At 50.4% G+C, this 20,516-nt stretch carries 17 protein-coding genes; 12 read left to right on the forward strand and 5 right to left on the reverse strand.

Annotated features, from left to right (window positions below):
- The first annotated feature begins 121 nt into the window (after positions 1-121).
- A complete protein-coding gene (gene gloB, locus ABYK60_RS05530; RefSeq protein WP_372870926.1) occupies positions 122-919 on the forward strand; it encodes a hydroxyacylglutathione hydrolase in 798 nt (265 codons plus the stop codon).
- A gap of 134 nt (positions 920-1,053) precedes the next feature.
- Positions 1,054-2,562, forward strand: a complete 1,509-nt coding sequence (locus ABYK60_RS05535) for a LysM peptidoglycan-binding domain-containing protein (RefSeq protein WP_372870927.1) — start codon at positions 1,054-1,056, stop codon at positions 2,560-2,562.
- A 94-nt stretch (positions 2,563-2,656) separates the two neighbouring features.
- Here the strand turns inward: ABYK60_RS05535 and ABYK60_RS05540 are convergent, their stop codons facing one another.
- The 3 genes from ABYK60_RS05540 to ABYK60_RS05550 are packed head-to-tail and all read right to left on the reverse strand — an operon-like array spanning position 2,657 to position 5,471.
- Positions 2,657-3,142: a BsuPI-related putative proteinase inhibitor gene (locus ABYK60_RS05540; RefSeq protein WP_372870928.1), complete on the reverse strand. Its 486-nt coding sequence runs from the start codon at positions 3,140-3,142 to the stop codon at positions 2,657-2,659.
- Entirely contained in the window at positions 3,142-4,962 is a 1,821-nt protein-coding gene (locus tag ABYK60_RS05545) for an AsmA family protein (RefSeq protein WP_372870929.1), read from the reverse strand. Before ABYK60_RS05545 ends, ABYK60_RS05540 begins: the two co-directional genes overlap by 1 nt.
- A gap of 14 nt (positions 4,963-4,976) precedes the next feature.
- Complete coding sequence (locus ABYK60_RS05550) at positions 4,977-5,471, reverse strand: putative 4-hydroxy-4-methyl-2-oxoglutarate aldolase (RefSeq protein WP_372870949.1); 495 nt, start codon at positions 5,469-5,471, stop codon at positions 4,977-4,979.
- Between the two features lie 272 nt (positions 5,472-5,743).
- Between ABYK60_RS05550 and ABYK60_RS05555 the strand changes: the two genes are divergently transcribed.
- From ABYK60_RS05555 to ABYK60_RS05565, 3 genes are all read left to right on the forward strand, one after another.
- Complete coding sequence (locus ABYK60_RS05555) at positions 5,744-6,067, forward strand: hypothetical protein (protein WP_372870930.1); 324 nt, start codon at positions 5,744-5,746, stop codon at positions 6,065-6,067.
- Between the two features lie 558 nt (positions 6,068-6,625).
- Positions 6,626-7,624, forward strand: a complete 999-nt coding sequence (locus ABYK60_RS05560) for an ABC transporter substrate-binding protein (protein WP_372870931.1) — start codon at positions 6,626-6,628, stop codon at positions 7,622-7,624.
- Positions 7,621-8,895: a diguanylate cyclase domain-containing protein gene (locus ABYK60_RS05565; protein ID WP_372870933.1), complete on the forward strand. Its 1,275-nt coding sequence runs from the start codon at positions 7,621-7,623 to the stop codon at positions 8,893-8,895. Before ABYK60_RS05560 ends, ABYK60_RS05565 begins: the two co-directional genes overlap by 4 nt.
- On the opposite strand, the gene msrQ is transcribed toward ABYK60_RS05565, so the two are convergent.
- Entirely contained in the window at positions 8,884-9,501 is a 618-nt protein-coding gene (msrQ, locus tag ABYK60_RS05570; RefSeq protein ID WP_372870934.1) for a protein-methionine-sulfoxide reductase heme-binding subunit MsrQ, read from the reverse strand. The genes ABYK60_RS05565 and msrQ overlap by 12 nt on opposite strands.
- Positions 9,501-10,532, reverse strand: a complete 1,032-nt coding sequence (gene msrP, locus ABYK60_RS05575) for a protein-methionine-sulfoxide reductase catalytic subunit MsrP (RefSeq protein ID WP_372870935.1) — start codon at positions 10,530-10,532, stop codon at positions 9,501-9,503. Before msrP ends, msrQ begins: the two co-directional genes overlap by 1 nt.
- A 174-nt stretch (positions 10,533-10,706) precedes the next feature.
- Between msrP and rmuC the strand changes: the two genes are divergently transcribed.
- From rmuC to ABYK60_RS05610, 7 genes are all read left to right on the forward strand, one after another.
- The gene (rmuC, locus tag ABYK60_RS05580) at positions 10,707-12,260 is read left to right on the forward strand and encodes a DNA recombination protein RmuC (RefSeq protein WP_372870936.1); all 1,554 of its coding nucleotides are present in this window, start codon (positions 10,707-10,709) and stop codon (positions 12,258-12,260) included.
- Positions 12,261-12,289: 29 nt separating this feature from the next.
- Entirely contained in the window at positions 12,290-14,200 is a 1,911-nt protein-coding gene (locus ABYK60_RS05585) for a transglycosylase SLT domain-containing protein (protein WP_372870938.1), read from the forward strand.
- Between the two features lie 166 nt (positions 14,201-14,366).
- Positions 14,367-15,140, forward strand: coding sequence for an EAL domain-containing protein (locus ABYK60_RS05590; protein WP_372870939.1), 774 nt, complete (start codon positions 14,367-14,369; stop codon positions 15,138-15,140).
- A gap of 120 nt (positions 15,141-15,260) precedes the next feature.
- Positions 15,261-16,190 (forward strand): AAA family ATPase, encoded by a 930-nt coding sequence (locus tag ABYK60_RS05595; protein WP_372870940.1) that lies wholly within the window; start codon positions 15,261-15,263, stop codon positions 16,188-16,190.
- A gap of 3 nt (positions 16,191-16,193) precedes the next feature.
- On the forward strand, positions 16,194-17,240 hold the full coding sequence (locus tag ABYK60_RS05600; RefSeq protein ID WP_372870941.1) for a DUF58 domain-containing protein: 1,047 nt from the start codon (positions 16,194-16,196) through the stop codon (positions 17,238-17,240).
- Positions 17,237-19,273: a DUF3488 and DUF4129 domain-containing transglutaminase family protein gene (locus tag ABYK60_RS05605; protein WP_372870942.1), complete on the forward strand. Its 2,037-nt coding sequence runs from the start codon at positions 17,237-17,239 to the stop codon at positions 19,271-19,273. Before ABYK60_RS05600 ends, ABYK60_RS05605 begins: the two co-directional genes overlap by 4 nt.
- A gap of 302 nt (positions 19,274-19,575) precedes the next feature.
- Positions 19,576-20,516: exodeoxyribonuclease V subunit gamma (locus ABYK60_RS05610; RefSeq protein WP_372870944.1), on the forward strand; the 941-nt coding region annotated here is incomplete at its 3' end.

Raw genomic sequence — 20,516 nt, forward strand, 5'->3', positions numbered from 1 at the left:
CACTGGACGATGTAATTAAATCCCTGGTAAGCGTAACAATCGTGAAGAGGTTTTCACTGTACTTTCATCATAATGCCGTGACACACTCGGCTACCTCTTAATCTTTTGACCGAACCGCCTTATGTCGTCAATAACGCCGATTGCCGCCTTTAACGATAACTACATCTGGATGCTTCGCCCCCACGATAAGAGTCAAGGAGTCATTTTGGTTGACCCCGGAGATGCCATCCCTGTGATTGACAGACTTGAACAGGAATATTTGCGCATCGATGCCGTACTGCTAACACATCATCATGATGACCACAGTGGCGGTATCTCTCGGCTGCGTGCATGGGCACGACATCAAGGCCATAGTTTTGCCGTTTACGGCGCCCCATCTTCTGAATTTACCGATGTGCCATGTACTGATGGCGATATTTTTTCGTTGAAAATTCCCGGTGACGATGAGAACTCAGTTACCCTGCGTGTACTTGGCGTACCCGGTCACACCCTGGATCACCTTGCATTTGTGATGGACAAGGCTCTGTTTTGCGGCGATACCCTTTTTTCGGCTGGTTGCGGCAGGCTATTTGAAGGCACGCCAGAGCAGCTTTATGCTTCACTGGCAAAACTAAAAACGCTGCCCAAAGATACCAAGGTTTACTGCGCCCACGAATACACGCTCTCAAATCTCAGGTTTGCCCAGGCAGTGGATCCCGACAATCAGGCACTGGCAGCCTACGTTAACACTGTTGAAAAAATCCGTGCAGCCCAGCAGCCCTCTGTCCCATCGACACTCGAAACCGAGATGGCCATTAACCCATTTTTACGGGTAGAACACCCCGCTATTACCAGTGCCGTTTCTCAACATTGGCGCCAAATAATACCGGATGCAGTGACCTGCCTCGCCCTTTTACGGCGCTGGAAAGACAATTTCTGAACTTTAAGGTAACATGACGGTCTTTTTGTGAGCAGCCAACAAAACACTGGCCGCCTTTGGCTTTAATCTAATGCTCGCAACAGGCCCACCAGGCTGGGCTATAAAACCAAAAACAAAGAGGGTTGCCTGTCACAATGCGACACTACAATTTACTGTTAACCGGCGGCGTTTTGCTGTTGTCCGGATGCCAACTGACACCATATGATCATTCAACCACCGAAAATGAAACTGACTTTAATCAGGTACTGATCGCCGAAACACCATCATTGCCAGACTCAGTGACAGTTGAGCATAGTCAGGTTGAGGTCAAGGATTTATGGCAAAGATTACAGGATGGTATGCAATGGGAATCACCCAACGAAGACTATATTGCTCCCTATCGTAATCGTCTGCTGGAAGATCCCCGTCATCTCGAATTGGTTTTCAATCGTGCAGAACCCTTCCTTTACCATATCGTCGAAGAATTAGACAGTCGCGGTTTGCCACTAGAGCTTGCCCTGCTGCCTGCCATCGAAAGTGCTTTCGATCCCCAGGCTATTTCACACGCGAGCGCATCAGGCCTGTGGCAGTTTACGCCACCCATAGCACGTTACTTCGGTTTAAAAATGAACTGGTGGTATGACGGGCGCAACGATGTACGGGCATCAACCAAAGCAGCTGCAGACTTTTTGGAATACCTCTATGACCGGACAGGTCAGAATTGGCACTATGCCATCGCCGCCTATAACAGCGGAGAAGGCCGGGTTTTGAGTGCGGTAAAACACAATGAGCGCCTCGGTAAGCCTGTTGATATTTGGGCACTGCAACTTCCCAAAGAAACCCGTAATTATGTGCCTAATTTGCTGGCATTAGCTGATGTGATAAAGCACGCAGATCAATATGAGTTAACATTGCCAACACTAAAGAACGAGGCAGTACTTGATGTCGTAGACATCGGCAGCCAGATAGAAATCGAACTGGCCGCAGAAATGGCGGGGTTGGACATCAATGAACTCAAAGCGCTGAACCCAGGTTTCCGCCAATGGGCTACCGCGCCCAAAGGGCCACACAAAATATTGCTCCCCTCGGATAAAGTTGAAAACTTTGTGGTTGCCCTTGCCCAAACACCCGTTGAAAATCGGGTAAGTTGGCAACGTTATAAGATTAATCGGGGTGATTCACTGTCCGTTATTGCCCACCGCTTCGGCACCACACCACAGGTACTGAAGCAAATGAACCAAATGAAAGACAATCGCCTTATTGCCGGGAAAGAGCTAATAGTACCCGCTGGTGCAGACAACAGCAGTCAGGCCAATGCAGCAAGGCAACAACCTGCATTGCACTACAGGGTAAAGTCGGGTGACAGCCTCTGGAAAATAGCTAATAATCATGGAATTACCATTGATGAACTTCGCCAATGGAACAAGCTTGACTCTCATGCAGTGATTAAAAAAGGGCAACTGTTAACGGTGTGGCCTGACGCAGTCTCAGACAAAAAATCTATGACCTACAGTGTAAGACGTGGCGATTCACTATCTGTTATTGCCAAAAAATTCAACGTCAAGATTACTGAACTCATGAGTTGGAACCAACTTACAAGCAGCGCCATACGTCCGGGGCAAACTCTGGAAATAAAAATCGCCAACCAAAGCGTTGGGAGTTGATTCCAGCCCTTGGACTTAATCTGAACATGGTCTACACCCAAATAAAAAGCAGCCATCAGGCTGCTTTTTATTTGGGTGTAGACCAATGAGTTCCTTACAACTTTTGCACCACTTCCGCCATTAATGGCTGACCGGCCTTGCCTTTACCAACAAACACACCCGTCAGTTCACATTCCCCACGACAGGCAAGCAATTTGTTTTTAGGGATATCAAAGGTAAATTTAAGTGTTTGTCCCGCCGCGATCATCTGGTTTCGAAGCGCTTGAGTGAACATCATCTCCTGTGACCATGCCCAGCTCAGTACACCACCTGCCCCGGTTAAACGTAAATCTGCCGACATGCCAGAGGAAAAGTGAGCTTCAACGCTTGTTTTGGCTGTATTGGTTACTTCCAATATCCATTGTTGGGTCAGCCCCTTATCTGCCCCCTGAATAAGCACACCTTTAAATAGCATCGTAGTTTCTCCCGCAGGCATGCCAGATGGAGGGACAATGCCGCCCCCGACGATGGCATGGCTGGATGCTGAAAAAACACTTAACAGCAGTGGAACAGCGGCTAATTTTCTGGCAAATGCCTTCATCAGTTGCCTCCGAGCTTTTTAAATAAAGAGTCTTTGAACTTGTCTTTAAGTTTATCTGTTTCCTGCTTAAGCTGGCCTTTAAGCAAGGCCTCGGTATCCAGTGCGAACTTGGGCTCAGAAAAACTCCCACTGATAGCCAAAGGAATATCTACGCCCGCAAGCGCGGTGTCACCACCCTGGCCCTCCAAAGAACCGACCACCTTGGTCGAAAGCTTATAATCAAGGGTCTCTGCCAGCAAATCAGCACCACCGTTGCCAGATATACGCAACAAAGGGGACAACATCAACAAATCAGGATTGTTGGCTTTGCCGTTGGCTATGGCAATAGAACCCGTAAGACTGGAAAAATCGGTTTTTTGCTCCGCATTATCGCTTGCACTGAGATCGCCTTTCAGTTTCGCCTGCGCTCCACGGATCATCTGCGGCACGTTGACCCCATAAAGTGCCCCGTCAGCCACTTCAAACTTACCGGTCGCGTTTAAATTCTGCTTGGCGCGCTCTGGCACCAGACCGACGCCTTTACCCTGGATATTGAAGTTGGCAGTACCAGCGAGCAGATCCATGTCGGCCGCATCCTTCAGCAAGGGCTGAATTTGGACACCACTGATGGTTTTGTTAAAGCTGTAGGATGCCACTTTCTTGCGGCCATCCAGGCTTGCCGTGGCGCTGATTTTACCGTCATAGAGTGCGGCAGACAGCTCATCTACATTGAGCAGGCCACCATTTAGCTTAGCCTTCAGTTTCCAGTCAGCAGTAGACAAGCCTGACACCTTGACTGACGCGATACTGAGATCGAGCGCCGCATCAACGGCTTTCATTCCGGTAAGATCAGGTTCAGTCTGCATGCTCTGAGCGCTTTCGCTTGCTTTAGAATCGGCTTTGGCAGCTTTGTCAGTACCCAAAAGCGCATCCACATCAATGGCACCCAAGGCCAGTTTGGCTTTAACCAAGGGCACCTTGCGACCATAATTGGCTTCGATACTGCCCGTGGCTTCGACATCCATCACCTTGAGCACATCAACAGTGAGGCTGGCAGTTTGCGCTGCCAAATCTGCTTTCACGCCGCCAGTAAAGAGGACATTCACTTCCCCTTTTGGCAACGAATTCCCCTTGGCATCAATTGTCAACTTAAAGCCAGCCAAATCAAGGGCATTAAGGGCTTCATTTACAGTCAAGGTGGCTTTACCGTCACCGCCAAGTTTCACATCAGGCGTATCGGCACGGAAACTCAATGCCAGTGGCGTAGCCTTGCCAGGAATAAATTCGCCCAGAGTGAGAGACTCCAGAGTAAATTCCTGACGGCTGCCTGCGGCTTCATCAATCAGGGTGATACCGGTATCGGTGATACTTACACCGCCAATGGCGATAGCGCTGAGCCCCGCTGTGGAGCCAGCTTCTGATGGGGTTGATGCAGTGGCCTTATCACCGCCCTTGCTTAAGCCATCGAAGCTGGTGCGACCATCTTTGGTGGTAATAAGCGTGAGCTTGGCACCATCAATTTTCAGCTGATCTATTTGTACATCACGGCTCAGCAGCGGCAGCAATTTCACTTCTGCTACCACCTCATTCACTGCCATCATCCGGCTTTCACTGAACCCTTTTGGATTGGAGAAACTCACACCTGCTAGGCGTATTCCGATAGAGGGGAACAACTGCCATGACAGGGGCTCAGAGATCTCCAATTCACGGCCAGTTTGCTTTTTGACCTCATCAACCAGCATTGGTTTAAAGTCATTGGGGTCAAAAATCACAGTGACATAAATCACTGGCAGAGTGACCAAAAGAACAATAGCAACCAGTATCCATTTAATAAATTTCATCCTGCGTGTCCTGTTTAATCCTGTTCAATAATTGGCAATGCATCCTTTGAGATGGCAATGCCGTTGTCGTCGGCATAAATCCAGTCACCGGGACTGACGGTGACACCGGCAATGCTTATGGTAACACCGGCATCCCCCAAACCACGACGCTCAGTTTTGATTGGTACCGCAAAAAGTGCCTGTACTCCCAGTGGTAAGGTAGCAAGGGTGCCCACATCGCGTACGGCGCCCTGGACCACAACGCCTGCCCAGCCGTTTTCCACCGCCGACATAGCGATAAGGTCGCCAAGCAGCGCTTTACGGCAAGAGCCGCCACCATCGACCAGTAACACCTTGCCATGCCCCGGAGTCGCCAGTATTTCCTTGACCCGTGAGTTGTCTTCAAAACAGCAGACTGTGACTACTTCACCGTAAAATATGCGTCTACCACCAAACTGACGCCATGGTGCCGGCAACAGCTGTAAATGCTCACTGAATTCATCAAACAGATCCGGAAGCAGATCCTGCATGGGCACTCTCCCTGAGTCGTAATACTGGTAAGTAAAGAATAGAGTATTGATAACGATCTTATCGATTCGAGTCATCATAGTTACATCCCGAATACCACTATCTTATCTTTCGGGTAGTAGACTTTAACTTTAACCCGCTGAATATTCCTGCTCAAGAAGCCAACACATCTTTATCTCTTATAGCTCATTCTTTATAATCATCATTCCTTTTGACCCGCCACACGGGTCGTGTCAGTTTGTACTGTGTTCTGTACAGATAAAGTGATGCTGAGATGACAACCGAAATCGATTTACAACAAGCTATTGCCGCTCTGGATGAATACGGCTATGAAAAGAAACTGTCCACGGATTTGGAACAGGCCAGAAATAAGCAGCAAATGCGTAAGTATCTGGATTCACTAGACTACAGTGTGCGTCGCATGGAGTTTCTGCAAGAAGCAGTAAACGAATGGGTAGCCGATAAAAAGGCCTTTCTGGCACAAAAAGAAAGTATCCAGACTTATAAGACAAAGGTCATTAATCTCTCCAAAGAATTAAACCTGTCTTATAACGAAGTACTGGAAATTATGGCCGGTCTCGATACCCGTAAAAAATAGCCCATCAGGCCGTAATCGCGGCCTGCATTTTCCACGGGAAATCGTTGAAGCGGGGAATATTGAGCCTCGCTTCAGTGAACGCTGCTTTTTGCAAGGGTGTCACTGAACCATTTCGTGTAACCAGAACATTGATTTAAATAATCTTACCAAATTTTTTCCCTTTGAATTCACCACCAAATAGCTTGCCTGTGAGGTTACACTCGGGGTACGAGGCCTGAAGGCCAGGTAACGACACATCTCGGGTAAAATCAGACTGCATTCGTCCGAATCTGCGAACGAGCCCCATTCAAAAATGCACTCATTAGAGCGCTGCTTTTGTACATCCGGCAGACCACATCGGTACTACTGACGACAGCGTTAAGCCAAATCATTTACCCACCTCGACAGGACTGTTTTCTCCTGCGCTCAGTGCGACCGTAAAAACATCTGTATCAACCTGTACTAATCAGTATTTGACTCAATATACGGACGATATCTCCCGGCTTTGTCTTGGGGTTCATGCGTGTACTTACAAAGCGAACTACACTTTGGTAGTGGTTGCTACTCAAACGGATAGATATGAGACGGATAGGCTTTGGATTAACCTTATTAATAGTGTTCGCCCTGTATTGGTTATACGAGATTTCTGGAACGGAGCATCTGTCCTCACCCAAGATAACCATTGCTGTGTCCTCAACGCCGCTTTCCAGCCCATTTATTTTGGCGGAAAAATACGGATTCTTTCGCAAACACGGGGTCGATGTACAGTTAAAACTCTACCATGGAGGCCATCGTTGTTTTGATGCACTGGTCAATGGCGAAGTAGATCTTGCCACCAGTTCCGAATCGGTCGTCATGTACAATGCTTTCAAACGTAATGATTTTTCTGTCATCGCCACCTTCGTGACCTCAGATAACGACGTAAAACTTCTCGGCCGGCGCCACTCAGGTATCCAGTCCCCCACCGACATTGCTGACCACAGAGTCGGCATGATAAGGGGCACAGCCAGTGAGTACTTTTTTTACTCAGCACTAAATTTGCACAGTGTCGATTCATCCGGAATTACTCCGGTTTATTTGGCACCCGAACAATTGAGCCAAGCGCTTTTAAACAATGATGTAGATGTGGTTTCCTTATGGGAGCCCTATGCCCATCAATTGGCTCAAAAACTTAAAGATGAAGGCGTGCAGCTATCCACAAAGGGGCTCTATCGCTTGTCATTCAACCTCATTTCAAAACGGCTCGATGTTCAGAAACATCGTGCCGCACATGAAGCACTGTTAAGGGCATTGGATGATGCCATTGAGCTTACAGATGAAAATCCTACAGCAGCCCAAGATATCGTCAGCACTTATCTGGACATTCCTGAAAGTGAAGTCGCCAGTTACTGGCCAGATTATCACTTTCATTTGACTCTGGATAAGACCCTACAACTGGATTTGCTGTCCCAGGCCCACTGGGCTATTGCATCAGGCTATGTCGCTCAATCAACAGCACCTGACTTTCGAGATTTTATCGATTCTACCGCCCTTGGCTCGTTCAGAACCGGCAAAGGAAACCCGGGGAAATTGCCATGACACTAGCCGGTAGACTGAAGCTGAGTGTTGCTATCTCATCATTATTTTTATTGGTTTTGATGGGGATCCTCAGCTACCTGATGTACATAGACGTTCAGGGATACAAATACAGCTATCGTTATCAGGTGTTACAGGAAACACTGTCACAGTTGTCAGGTGAATTCTGGCAACTGCATCAATATAACGATCTGCAGTCTCTGGACAGAGCCATCGAACTATCTCTTAATTTCGAACGACAATTGCAGGAAATCCAACAACTGCAAGGTACCCGCATTGGCCATGTAGCTAATGCCAATAACAATCTTCGCGTACTTATTGCGCTATACCCCAAAAAAGAACCCAGCGACAATACAAACAGCTTTGAGCTGCTGACCGCCAGAATCAATACCATAATATTATCCATGCAAGATGAGGTGGCAGAGCTTAGGCACTTACTGGTGGAGAAACAACATTACGCCAAACGACTCATACTTGTATCAATTGCCTTGCTGCTATTTTTGTCGATGACAGCGGTCATCCTGTTTAATCTCCATACTCTGACCTTGTTTAGGCGGGGAGTGAGTAACCTTACCAGTGGTATTCATCAAATGGCACAGGGAGATTTATCAAGCGAATTACCGGAAGAAGAAGCCAATCCCGAATTCAAATCCTTGAGCCAGCACTTTAATCGAATGAAAAAAGAGCTCAAATATTCGACCATCAGCAGAGCCGACTTGCAGCACGAGGTGGATAAGCGAACACAGGCATTGGAGATGCAAAAGCAACATTTTCAATATCAGGCCGAACACGATCCCCTAACCCAGGTTTATACCCGCAAAGCATTCTTTCGAAGTCTTGAGAATAATCTTCACCGGTTAACACAAACTAAAGGTACCGGCGCACTGCTATTTATTGATGTGAATAATTTTAAGTCCATAAATGACACTTATGGTCATGGGATAGGCGATCATGTACTGATTACGGTTGCAAAAAGGATAGAACAAACCCTAAGACAGACGGACATGGTATCAAGGCTGGGGGGGGATGAATTTGTTGTGTGGTTAGAGCCGATTGGTTCACGACAACAACTGGATGTGGTAATAACCAAGCTTCTCGACACACTTCGCCAGGACATAGGCTTTCAAAATATTCATCTGCTGATAGACGTCAGTATCGGTGTTGCATTTTTCCCTGATAACGGCTCAGAAATAGAAGCCTTACTGACCGAGGCAGACAAAAACATGTATAGCTGCAAGCAAAATGCAACAAAGGGTTATGTGTCAAGCTCCTGAATTTAAAGGCCTGGATAACAACTTTTTCAATTTGTCTCGCCTAAGCCACATAAGCCAGACACAGATCAATATATAAAACGTAGGTTCGAGTATTTCGGACTTTACCGACCAAAGGTAATGAACCGGCACCAACAGTGCTGCGACATAAATCAGATTATGCAGACGTTGCCAACTATGCCCAAGTTTACGCCGAACCCGGTTTGGCGAACTCACAGCCAATGCCAGCAAGATTAGCAGCGCGGTCATTCCCACCACCAGGTACGGGCGTTTAATCACTTCTGCAACAAGCAGCCGCCACTCAAACAGCAGATCCAGGCTTAAAAAGAGCATCAGGTGAATTACCGCATACACAAAGGCCCACAGGCCTAGCAATCGTCTGCATTGCATCAGTGCACCAAGCTTGAGCCACCTTGCCATTGGCGACACCAGCAGGGTTATCATCAAACCATGCAACGCCCCCTTGCCGGTATAGTGAATAAGGTATTGCACAGGATCGCCACCCAAACGCTCGCTCAGCACACCCCAGACCAACCACAGCAAAGGCACAGAAAAGCCAAGGTGCAGTAAGATTTTTAATAGCATCAGGCCGCTGCTGCCCAGTCTCATCAGTAATACCTTCTTAAATCCAGCCCCTTATAAAGCCCTGCCACCTGCTCGGCGTAACCATTGAAAGGCAAGGTGGGAATACGGGTTGCCGAAAACAGCCCTCCGGGGCCGATGCGCCGCTCGCTCGCCTGAGACCAACGGGGATGGTCCACCTCAGGGTTCACATTGGCATAAAAGCCGTATTCATGGGGCGCCAACTGATTCCAGCTGGTAGGAGGCTGTTTGTCGGTAACCCGGATTTTGACGATGGATTTTATGCTCTTAAAGCCGTATTTCCAGGGCACAACCAGTCGGACAGGGGCGCCATTTTGCGGTGGCAGCGTTTTACCATACAGACCCACACTCAGCAGCGACAAGTCGTTCATCGCCTCGGCAAGCGTCAGCCCCTCAACATAGGGGTAATGAATACCACCGCCCATCAGTCGACTCTCTTGACCTGGCATCTGCTCCGGTGAGAACAGTGTCTCAAAAGACACATGGGTAGCGCCTGTTTTTACACCGGCTTTTTTCAGCAGTGCAGCCAGCGGAAATCCCACCCAGGGGATCACCATCGACCAGGCTTCCACGCAGCGAAGCCGGTAGATACGCTCTTCCAGATCAAACGACTTGATAAGGTCGTCGTAATCGAGCTTCAATGGCGTATCCACCAAACCCTCCACAGAAAGAAGCCAGGGATTGACGCTAAACTGCTGAGCGTTGGCGGCAGGATCTGACTTGCCGGTCCCAAACTCATAAAAGTTATTGTGACTGATGACCTTGTCTTCTGGTGTCAGCACGTCCCCTTCACCATCAACACCGCGAGCTTTAACAAAACTCAGGGGCTCACGGACAAAAGCCCTGGCCTCTTTACTGGAAAACACATCAAAAAGCCCGGCATGCACCGAGCCAGGCAAACTGGCGCCGATCGCCCCAAGACCAAGGGCTTTAATCAGGGCTCGGCGGTCATAAAACAGCGACTCAGGCGTAACCTCCGACTCGCTAAGTTGCCATGCAGGTTTCACCGGATGTCGCCGACGGGAAATGGATTTCATCTGTGCTACTCCAAAAAACTCATCATTCACAAAGGATAAGACAAGTAAAAGGTCAGACTTCTTTCATAACCCGTCAATTTTTTGTCCGTCTGAACAATTATCATCTCAAGGCCTCTTGAAGGCGACATTCGCCCATGCCAAGCTTAGCGCCATCGGACCCGAAATAGGAACGCCATGACCCCGCTTGAGCTTTTTTCCGTTCCCCAATGGATTGCCATCGCCGCCATTTCCGGCCTCTTTTTATTAATTGGTGCTTTGGGTAATCAAATTCTTACCCGTAAACGCTGGGACAGCCTCGACGCTATTCGGCTCAACCAGCACCAAACTGCCGTTGATGCACTGGAATCCCAGCTTGAAGAAGCCAAGGTGCAACTCGATGACAAAGAAGATCGTCTGAACTTTTTCCAAACTCGCCTTGAAGAAGTAAGCCAGCGCCTCGGGGAAGCCAATGCCAAAGCCCAGCGGCTGCCCGCCTTGGAACACCAGCTGGCCGACAGTGGCCGTCAGTTAATGGAAGCACGGCTGGAATCCGCCAAAGCGCAGGCCATGCAGCAGAGTCTCAGCGCCAAATTTGACGTAGAACGCAAGGGTTTTGAAGAGAAACTTGTGCTGCTGCAAGATGCGGAGCAGCGGCTTAAACTGCAATTTGAAAACCTTGCCAACAAAATTTTCGAACAAAGAGCAGAGCAACTAAAAGGCCAGAATTTACTGCAACTTGATACAGTTATCGGCCCACTTAAGCAGCAAATTGACGGATTCAAAAAGCAGGTCAGTGAATCCTATTCAATAGAGCAAGCCGAACGAAGCACACTGAAACATCAACTGGAACAACTAGCCGCCCTGAACCTGCGTATGAGCCAGGATGCCATAAACCTCACCAATGCACTGAAAGGCGATAATAAGCAGCAAGGCAACTGGGGCGAAGTTATCCTGGAGCGGGTTCTGACGGAAAGCGGTCTACGTGAAGGCCACGAGTACCACACTCAGCAGGAGCTTAAATCCGACAACGGCCAGAAGTTCAAGCCCGATGTCGTGGTTCATCTTCCCGGCAACAAAGACGTGGTGATAGACGCCAAGATGTCACTCACCGCCTACGAGCGCTACTTCAACACTGGCGACGAGCTTGAACGCCAAACAGCCCTGAAGGAACACGTACAATCGGTACGAAGCCATATCAAGCTTTTGTCTCAAAAAGACTATCACAAGCTCCATGGTCTCAAGACCCTCGACTATGTACTGATGTTTATTCCGGTGGAGCCGGCCTTTTTACTGGCGCTGGAGCAAGACCCATCATTGGTGGGTTTTGCCTTGGAGCACAACATCATGCTGGCAAGTCCCACCAATTTATTGGTGGCACTGCGAACCATTCACAACATCTGGCGCTATGAGTATCAAAATCAGCATGCACAACATATTGCTTCAGCCGCCGGGCGCATTTACGACAAGTTGTGTAACTACGTAGACGAGATGGAGAAGCTCGGCCGAACACTGGAAACGGCACAAAAGAGCTATCAATCTGCTATGGGTAAGCTGGCGTCAGGAAGGGGTAATCTTATCCGTCAGGCGCACCAGATGCATAAGCTTGGCGTACAAAGCAGTAAGCAGCTCGATAAACAATTACTGAATAAAGCCCTGGATGACACCTTCGATGATTTGGACGAAGAAACTCATGCGGAACCATCCAATATGGACGGCGCCGCCACGGCACTCAGACTACAACCTAATTAGAGACATTTGGAACACGGAGGCTTTTCCCCATGCTGAAGCAGTTTTACGGCATTTGTCTCACCTCTCTGGCGCTGTTTTCAGGCACAGTCGAGGCTGACATTCAAGAGCAGCGTCGTCAGTTTATTTTGGCAGAAAAAGCCCTGCTTTCCGGGGATAAGGCGGGTTATAGACAAAGCCGCGCTAAATTGAATGACTATCCATTGAGCATATATTTAGACTTCAACGAGCGCATGGACACGCTTATCCATGTCTCTGGCAAAGAAGCCCTTGCCGCCTTTGCCGATTTTGAAAACACACCCTTAATTGGCAGCGTCCGTTATCGTTACCTTAAGATGTCGGGCATAAAAGGCCGCTGGGATGACTTCCTGACTGTCAGTCCAGAAGCGCCAAGAGATACAGTGCTGCAGTGCTATTATTACCAGGCTAAAATTGCCACCGGTGCTAAAACAGAGGGTTATGATGGCGCACGCAGACTTTGGCTCGATGGCCACTCACGCCCTAAAGAGTGTGATCCTTTGTTCAATTTATGGATAAAGGCGGGTCAAAGGACTCAGGAATTAATATGGAGCCGGATGTTTCTCGCGTATGAAGCACGAGAAGGCAAGTTGCTGAGCTATCTGGCACAAAAAGTTACCAATCATCCAAAAGAAGCGCAGAAATTATTGGCGCTTTATAAGGATCCGCGCAACCTGCGTCATACTGAGCGTTATCGCGCCAAGGCTGCTGTTATGGCTGAAATGGTAGAACTTGCCTTGAAAGCTCTTTCCCGTAAGGATTTGGAAGAGGCCGTAGCGCTGATGGCAAAGTACGAAAAAGCGGGCCGCTTCAGTAAAATCCAGGCAAAAGAGTTACACGCCTATTTGGTGCGTCGGGTTCTCGTCCGTCAGGAGTCCTCTCTTCAGCAATATTGTGATAAACATTTATCTGCGCTTGCTTCCGATGATTTAACCGAACTGAGACTGCGCTGGGCACTTCGGGATAAGGACGATGAAGCATTCCATCGCTTTATGCCGCTGCTGAGCAGCGACACAGCCAACAAAGATCGCTGGCTATACTGGCAAACCCGTTTTGGCAAAGATATAGATAAAGATACTGTATCCAACGCCAAAGCCAGCTTGCTGGCCGACAGAAGCTTTTATGGGTTTGCCCTCGCGAACCATCAAAACAGCGCACCCAGCCTTAATGAGCGTCAGTTGGCAACTGACTTTGATCTGGCTATCCTCGCCCGGGATCCGGGGTTTGCCCGGATGAATGAGTTATTGACACTGGAGCGTCCAAGGCAGGCCCGCAGCGAGTGGCTGCAGCTTCTTGGTCGCAGTAACGACGTACGGAAAACCGAGTACGGGCGCTGGGCCGAGGCTCAGGGGATGTACGCCCTCGCAGTCGATGCCTCTATTCAGGGCAAGTTTTGGGACGACCTGGCTATGCGCTTCCCCAACGCCGAAGAGCAAGGCTTTAGCAAAGCAGCCAAGGCACACAAACTCAACAAAGAAGAGCTAAGGGCCATTGCCCGCAGGGAAAGCGCCTTCAACCCCACTGCAATGTCAGGTGTTGGTGCGCGGGGACTGATGCAACTTATGCCGGCGACAGCCAAGCAAACAGCTAAGAAGCAAGGGCTGAAATACAAGGGAGAAGCCGAACTTTTTGAGCCAGCATTCAATATTCGGCTTGGCAGCGCCTATTACGCACAACTGCTGGAACGCTACAACGATAATCGCGTACTCGCTACGGCCGCATACAACGCTGGTCCGTCAAGAGTCGACGCCTGGCTTGCAAGAACTCAGGGAAAGCTGGATGTGATGGCCTTCATAGAAGCCATACCATTCAGGGAAACCCGCGAGTATGTCCAGGCAGTACTCAGTTACCGACTGATTTATGAGCACAGAAAAGGCGAGTCAACGCCACTTTTCAGCGAAAAAGAACTGAATTTTAGTTATTGATTCTGCTAAGTCAATGCCATTTTTTAACTAAACCCCTTATTGAACAGGGAGCCAGTTGGCTCCCTGTTCATTTTTGATTCAATCACAGATTTACTACTTAGGTTACATTGACGCACCAGTTGGGATTAATTATCATTTGCATCACTGTATTCTACGGCAACTTCCCATGCTCTTTTCTCCTGCAGCCCATTCTATCGGTTGTGAATTTCAGCCCCTGGTTTGTCTTAAATCTGGCAAACCTCAAGCCTACGAAGCACTGGCACGTTTTTATGCGATAGATGGCTCTGCCATTGCGCCCAATCAGGTGTTTGACGCACTGCACACTTGTCCTCACGCCCTGGCAGAGGCTGAGCTGGCAGCCAAACGGCTGCAATTGGCACTGGCCCCGTGCTCCGTGCCGTTGTTCGTTAATCTGGACCCCCATAGCCTCACCCAGGAACAGCAAGGGGCACTGATTCCCCATTTGCAAAAACGCAGTAATCTGGTGGTGGAGCTGATTGAAAACACATGCATAAGTGACGCATTGGAGGCATTGTCGCTCAGACGCTTGTTAAGCGATGCAGGAGTTGCCGTCGCATTGGATGATATTGGTGCTCCCCATGCCATGCTGTCCCTTGAGCTTCTATCCCAGGTCGACTGGGTAAAGTTCGATCGCCACTGGTTGACCCGGCTGCACATCAAAAGTGAGCGAAAATTGCTTGAAGCGCTTGTTGACTATACACAGGCCGTGGGCAAACAAACCGTCATTGAAGGAATTGAAACCGAGGCACAATTAGAAGCGGTATCCGCATTCGGCTTTACCCTGGCACAGGGGTTTCTGTTTCAGGATAAATTCATTAAGCCAGTGGTGAAAGAAGCCTTATCGCCAAAGGTTGTCACCGTCTTACAGTCGCTTACTTCTCATCACAGCCTTCATGCTACAGCGCTTAAAACCGACTGACAGGAGCTGATACATATCTGATTTCAGTGCCGCAAACCTGTGATTTGCGCTTCGGCAAGGCTGGATCGGCCGGACAAAATTGCGCATAGTTAACAGAGTAAGCCAGATAGAGGATCCTCCATGCAGGACAATGCCGCAGCCAAAAGTAACACCGAACTCGAAAACCTTATCTCCCAACTGGAACGGGTGTTGCTCGGAAAATCACGGCAAATTCGCCTGGCAATGGCCTGTGTATTGGCAAGAGGCCACCTGCTGATTGAAGATCTGCCCGGCATGGGCAAAACCAGTCTCAGTCAGGCCATGGCCAAGAGTCTGGGGCTGTCCTACCAGCGTATTCAGTTCACCAGCGATATGCTCCCAGCCGATATTCTGGGGGTATCGATTTACGATAAATCCCTCAATCAGTTTGTGTTTCATCCTGGGCCTTTGTTCAAACAAATGGTGCTTGCCGATGAAATCAACCGTGCCAGCCCCAAAACCCAAAGCGCACTGCTGGAAGCAATGGCCGAAGGCCAGACCACGGTGGATGGCAACACCCATTCACTGCCTAAACCCTTTTTTGTGATAGCAACTCAAAACCCCACCGATCAATCGGGCACCTTCCCCTTGCCCGAGTCACAGCTCGATCGTTTTATGATGCGCATTTCTTTGGGCTATCCCAGCCGGGAAGCGGAACTCGCCATGCTTAAGGGTAAAGGGGAAGATCCAGCAGGCAACCTGCCCCAATGCCTAAGCCCCATGGGACTGATGCAATTACAGGCCGAGGTGGATAAAGTCAGTGGTTCTGACGCTGTGCTGGGGTATTTGCTGGCACTGGTGGAAGAAACCCGTGCACAGGGCGAAGGGTTCGGCCTCTCACCCCGGGCAACCAAGGCGCTGCTGGCCAGTGCCAAGGCCTGGGCATTTCTTGCAGGAAGGCAGTTTTTGGTTCCCGAAGACATTCAGGCGGTGTTTGTGTGCGTGGCGCAGCATCGTCTGAGGAGCAGCAGTCTGCATCAGGGAGAAAGCCTCGCTCAGCGTATTCTTGCCAGCGTCAACCCCATCCGCTAAGCCATGGCAAACAGACTTACACGCCATCTGGAGCCATTCCTCGCCAAAAGGCTGCCGCCTCAGGCTGAGCAAACCTTAAGCCACAAAGGCATTTTCATCCTGCCAAGTGGCTTCGGTTTGGCTTGGCTGTTACTGACATTGCTACTGTATTTGCTGGGCACCAACTATCAGAACAACCTGATCCTGGGTGTCGCGCTGTTGCTTAGCAGCCTGTTTGTCACCTGCATGATTTACAGCTATCGCAACCTTGAAGGAGTTACCCTCAAACGGCGTCCGCTTCCCCCTATCTACGCCGGTGAAACCCTGGCAATGCCGCTGTCGGTGAGCGCCGGGCGTGACGTACATCAGTTGGCACTGGCCTATCCCGGAGTCACGCCTGTGTATTTGTCGGTGTTTGATGAGGATGCCTCAGTGCTGGTGCCCATACCCACCCACCAGCGCGGTCTGCTTAATCCCGGGCGGCTAAAAGTGGAATCCCGCTTTCCCCTTGGGCTGATGCGCACCTGGATCTGGGTTGACCTCGCCATCGACCATCCGGTGTTTGCCAACCATCTTGAAAATAAAATACCGCCCTTTTCCCATGCACAAGATGGCAGTGAAAACGAGGCCGGTATATTGGTGACAGGCATGGATGAATATCAGGGACTCAGGACCTACATCCCCGGAGAATCGCTCAAACAGGTTGCCTGGAAACAACTCGCCCAGGGACGGGGAATGCTATCCAAAGATTTCGGCCGACCTCAGGGTGCACCCGAATGGCTCAATTTGGATGTGCTGCAAGAAGGGACACTTGAAGAACGACTTTCATTACTGTCTTACTGGGTAGACGAGCTGGCGGCGAGGCAGCAGGTGTATGGCCTTATCCTGCCCGGAGTGGAAATTCCGCCGGGCAGTGGCGAAAATCATCGCCTTACCTGCCAAACTGCAATGGCAACCTTCGATGGCCCCTACCGGCATAATTGGATTGGGCTGCGCTCGTTGTACGATACTCCCGGCACTCACCACTCTAGTGTCGACTCTGCCAGCATCAACAAAGAGGCCGCATCATGATGTGGGGCAAACGTCAGGAAGAAATCATCGCCCGCAGCACCTTGTTATGGCTACTGCTTACTCACTTTGCGCTGGTGGTTCCCCTTGCCGATAAAACCACGCCCTGGTCGCTCGGGATAAGCGCCATCTGTCTGGTATGGCGTCTTGGTATCTTCTTTGGCAAGGTCGCCCGCCCTCCCCGCTGGCTGGTGACCTCTCTTGGCATTGCATCGGCCATTACTCTGGCACTCGTTGGCCGCCAAATGGGCTTGCTTAATGCGCTGATGAACCTGCTCATATTGGGCTATAGCCTTAAAACCATTGAAATCATTGATAAGCGCGATGTACGCACTGTGATTTTGGTGGGTTACTTTTTGATTGCCCTGAATCTTATCGACAGCCAACAGATTAGCGCCGCCGCCATGGCGCTGGCGCTGGTATGGCTTAATACCCAGGCATTGCTTTCTTTATACCTTGGACGCAGCAAGTCAGATTACCTGTCCTTTAAACTGGTGGCGCAAAGCCTGCCGCTGGCGCTACTGCTGTTTTTAGTGTTACCACGTCTGCCTCCGCTGTGGATGGTGCCGAGTCTCAAGTCGGCGACCACCGGGCTGTCGGATGAAGTCAGTTTTGGCGATATCAGTAAACTCACCCGCTCCGATGCGCTGGCATTCAGAGTCAAATTTGATGGGCCGCCACCAGCCAACGCCCAACTTTATTGGCGTGCGCTGGTAATGGAAGATTACGATGGCAGCCATTGGCGACAAAATGAAGGAATTAAATTCTGGGAGCGGCAAGCCTATACCCTTGGCAATAGCCGTGACAAACCGGTGGCTACAACAACGCCGTTGAGTTACGAGGTGATAGCCGAGCCAAGTAACCAACGCTGGCTGTTTGGGCTGGATCTGGCCTACTCCGGCAGCAATGGTGTGATTAACCTGCCCGATTATCGCCTGCTTGCAAAACGTAAACTCGATGGTCGGTTTCAATACCGGGCAGAAGCGTATCAAACACCAATGGACGCTACCTTGCCAGTGGCAGTGCGGCGGCTTAATCAGGCGTTGCCGAATAACGCCAATCCCCGCACCCGGGAACTGGTCCGGGCGCTTTGGCAGCAGCACCCATCCGCGGACGCGTTTTTACATCAAGTGATGCGCCGTTTCATTGATGAAGCCTATTTTTACACCCTGTCACCACCGCCGGTTGGCCGCGCGCAGATCGATGACTTTTTATTCGACAATAAGCAGGGATTTTGTGTGCACTACGCCTCCGCCCTCACCTTTATGGCCCGTGCGGCAGGTATTCCGGCACGAATGGTAACCGGTTATCAGGGCGGAGAGTTCAATCCAAACGGCGGATATGTCAGTGTCTATCAATATATGGCTCACGCCTGGAGTGAAGTCTGGCTTGAAGGCAAAGGCTGGGTGCGACTCGATCCTACCGCCATGATAGCCCCGTCACGCATTTTGGATGGCTTTGACGCCACCTTTAACTCAGATGAGAGCTACCTTGCCGATAATCCCTTCAGCACCCATAGAATGAAGGAGGTCCCCTGGCTGAATGAACTGAGGATGCGCCTTGCCAGTATCGACTACTACTGGAGTGTCTGGGTGCTGGGTTTCGATAGTGAACGCCAGGAGGGTCTGCTCAATCAACTGCTCGGCAGTCCCAATCGCGGTCGGCTTCTTGCCTTTGTCATTTCGGTCGCGGCGCTGATTATACTGCTGCTTGCCTGGCAAGCGGGTATTTTGCGGCTCCCACCCAAACACCCTGCGCCTATCAAGGGCTTTATGATTGTAGAGCAGGCCCTGAGTGACCTTGCTCTGCCACGCGCCCCCGGTGAAGGCCCCATTGATTACAGTGAACGCATAGCCATCGCCCTGCCCGCCATTCAAGCGGCCATCAGACATTGGGCAGGACGCTTTATTGCGCTTCGCTACCAAAGCTGTGCAGGGAGCCGCAGAACGCGACGCGCTGAAGCAGACTTTGTGCGCCAGAGTCGCCGTCTGGCCAGAGCTATCCGAAAGCAAGGCTCAGCTGCGCAGAGCCGTTAACTGCTCTTTACAACGCCGCCGAACGCAAAAATCCTGCTCGAAGCGCCAGCGGTTAAGCCAAAGGCGGTTGAACAGGCTAAGTAGGTCTCATACAATCATTTTTTTGCCGACCGAAGCTGTGTATCAAGGGGCCTTCATGGGCTTACTTTGCTGGTGTATGTCAGGGATTAACGTCCCTGTTCGAGACGCCACTGAATGGGCGGCAAGCATCCAACTCAGTTTGCGGTAACGCCTTCGCACCGCAGTGAACAACAGACAACACAGCGGACAACACAGCCAGACGCCGAATAAAAAGGGAAAGTATGTTCACACTCGTTCAATCCAACCAGATGGAACGCCTGGCCGCACGGCTGGCAGCCGAGCTGAGCCACGACTGTGGCAAGGTACTTTCCCCAGAGCATATTCTGGTGCAAAGCCCTGGTATGGCCACCTGGCTGAGGTTGGAAATTGCCACTCGCAATGGTATTGCCGGTGCCCTCGAATTCCCCCTGCCGTCCAACTTTATCTGGTCTTTGTGCTATGCCCTCATCCCGGGGGTGCCCAAGGAAAACGCCTTTACCAAAGAGGCAATGACCTGGAAGTTAATGGCCCTGCTGCCAAGGCTTATCGAGGCGCCTCATTTTGAGCCCTTGAAAGACTACCTGACCCAGGAGTCACCATTAAAGCTGTTCCAACTGGCCGGGCGTATTGCGGATATTTTCGACCAATACCTGGTGTATCGCCCTGACTGGATCCTCGCCTGGGAGCAGAACATAGATGCCGCCCCGCAAAAGCCACTGTTTTCGCTGGACAGCTACAACAAAGACGCACCACTGACAATTAACCCATTTGCCAATCAAACCGAGGTTGCTGATAACTGCCGCTGGCAGCCGATTTTGTGGCGGGCGCTGGTGCAATATAACCGCGACGAGCTTGGCCACAGCCATTGGCACAGGGCAAACCTGCACGCCCAGTTGGTCAAGGCACTGCATGATCCGGCCACCTCGATGCATGCCCTGCCTTCCAGATTGTTTGTGTTTGGTATTTCATCGCTGCCACCGCAAACTCTTGAGGTACTGCATGCGCTTGGCTGTCGCATTCCGGTAACCATGTTAAGCCTCAGCCCCTGCCGTCAGTACTGGGGCGATATTCTCGACCCACGGCTACGTGCCAGACTGGCACTCAGGTACAGTGAAGACAAGATGTTGCCCGCCCACTGGGAAGATACCCTGGAAGTGGGTAACCCACTGCTTGCTGCCAACGG

It is taken from the genome of Shewanella sp., assembly GCF_041630135.1.
Classification (GTDB): domain Bacteria; phylum Pseudomonadota; class Gammaproteobacteria; order Enterobacterales; family Shewanellaceae; genus Shewanella.

What these genes read in the sequence shown, in the direction of transcription:
- gloB (WP_372870926.1), top strand. Translation starts at nt 122, where the DNA reads ATGTCGTCAATAACGCCGATTGCCGCCTTTAACGATAACTACATCTGG.
- ABYK60_RS05535 (WP_372870927.1), top strand. Translation starts at nt 1,054, where the DNA reads ATGCGACACTACAATTTACTGTTAACCGGCGGCGTTTTGCTGTTGTCC.
- ABYK60_RS05540 (WP_372870928.1), bottom strand. Translation starts at nt 3,142, where the DNA reads ATGAAGGCATTTGCCAGAAAATTAGCCGCTGTTCCACTGCTGTTAAGT.
- ABYK60_RS05545 (WP_372870929.1), bottom strand. Translation starts at nt 4,962, where the DNA reads ATGAAATTTATTAAATGGATACTGGTTGCTATTGTTCTTTTGGTCACT.
- ABYK60_RS05550 (WP_372870949.1), bottom strand. Translation starts at nt 5,471, where the DNA reads ATGCAGGATCTGCTTCCGGATCTGTTTGATGAATTCAGTGAGCATTTA.
- ABYK60_RS05555 (WP_372870930.1), top strand. Translation starts at nt 5,744, where the DNA reads ATGACAACCGAAATCGATTTACAACAAGCTATTGCCGCTCTGGATGAA.
- ABYK60_RS05560 (WP_372870931.1), top strand. Translation starts at nt 6,626, where the DNA reads ATGAGACGGATAGGCTTTGGATTAACCTTATTAATAGTGTTCGCCCTG.
- ABYK60_RS05565 (WP_372870933.1), top strand. Translation starts at nt 7,621, where the DNA reads ATGACACTAGCCGGTAGACTGAAGCTGAGTGTTGCTATCTCATCATTA.
- msrQ (WP_372870934.1), bottom strand. Translation starts at nt 9,501, where the DNA reads ATGAGACTGGGCAGCAGCGGCCTGATGCTATTAAAAATCTTACTGCAC.
- msrP (WP_372870935.1), bottom strand. Translation starts at nt 10,532, where the DNA reads ATGAAATCCATTTCCCGTCGGCGACATCCGGTGAAACCTGCATGGCAA.
- rmuC (WP_372870936.1), top strand. Translation starts at nt 10,707, where the DNA reads ATGACCCCGCTTGAGCTTTTTTCCGTTCCCCAATGGATTGCCATCGCC.
- ABYK60_RS05585 (WP_372870938.1), top strand. Translation starts at nt 12,290, where the DNA reads ATGCTGAAGCAGTTTTACGGCATTTGTCTCACCTCTCTGGCGCTGTTT.
- ABYK60_RS05590 (WP_372870939.1), top strand. Translation starts at nt 14,367, where the DNA reads ATGCTCTTTTCTCCTGCAGCCCATTCTATCGGTTGTGAATTTCAGCCC.
- ABYK60_RS05595 (WP_372870940.1), top strand. Translation starts at nt 15,261, where the DNA reads ATGCAGGACAATGCCGCAGCCAAAAGTAACACCGAACTCGAAAACCTT.
- ABYK60_RS05600 (WP_372870941.1), top strand. Translation starts at nt 16,194, where the DNA reads ATGGCAAACAGACTTACACGCCATCTGGAGCCATTCCTCGCCAAAAGG.
- ABYK60_RS05605 (WP_372870942.1), top strand. Translation starts at nt 17,237, where the DNA reads ATGATGTGGGGCAAACGTCAGGAAGAAATCATCGCCCGCAGCACCTTG.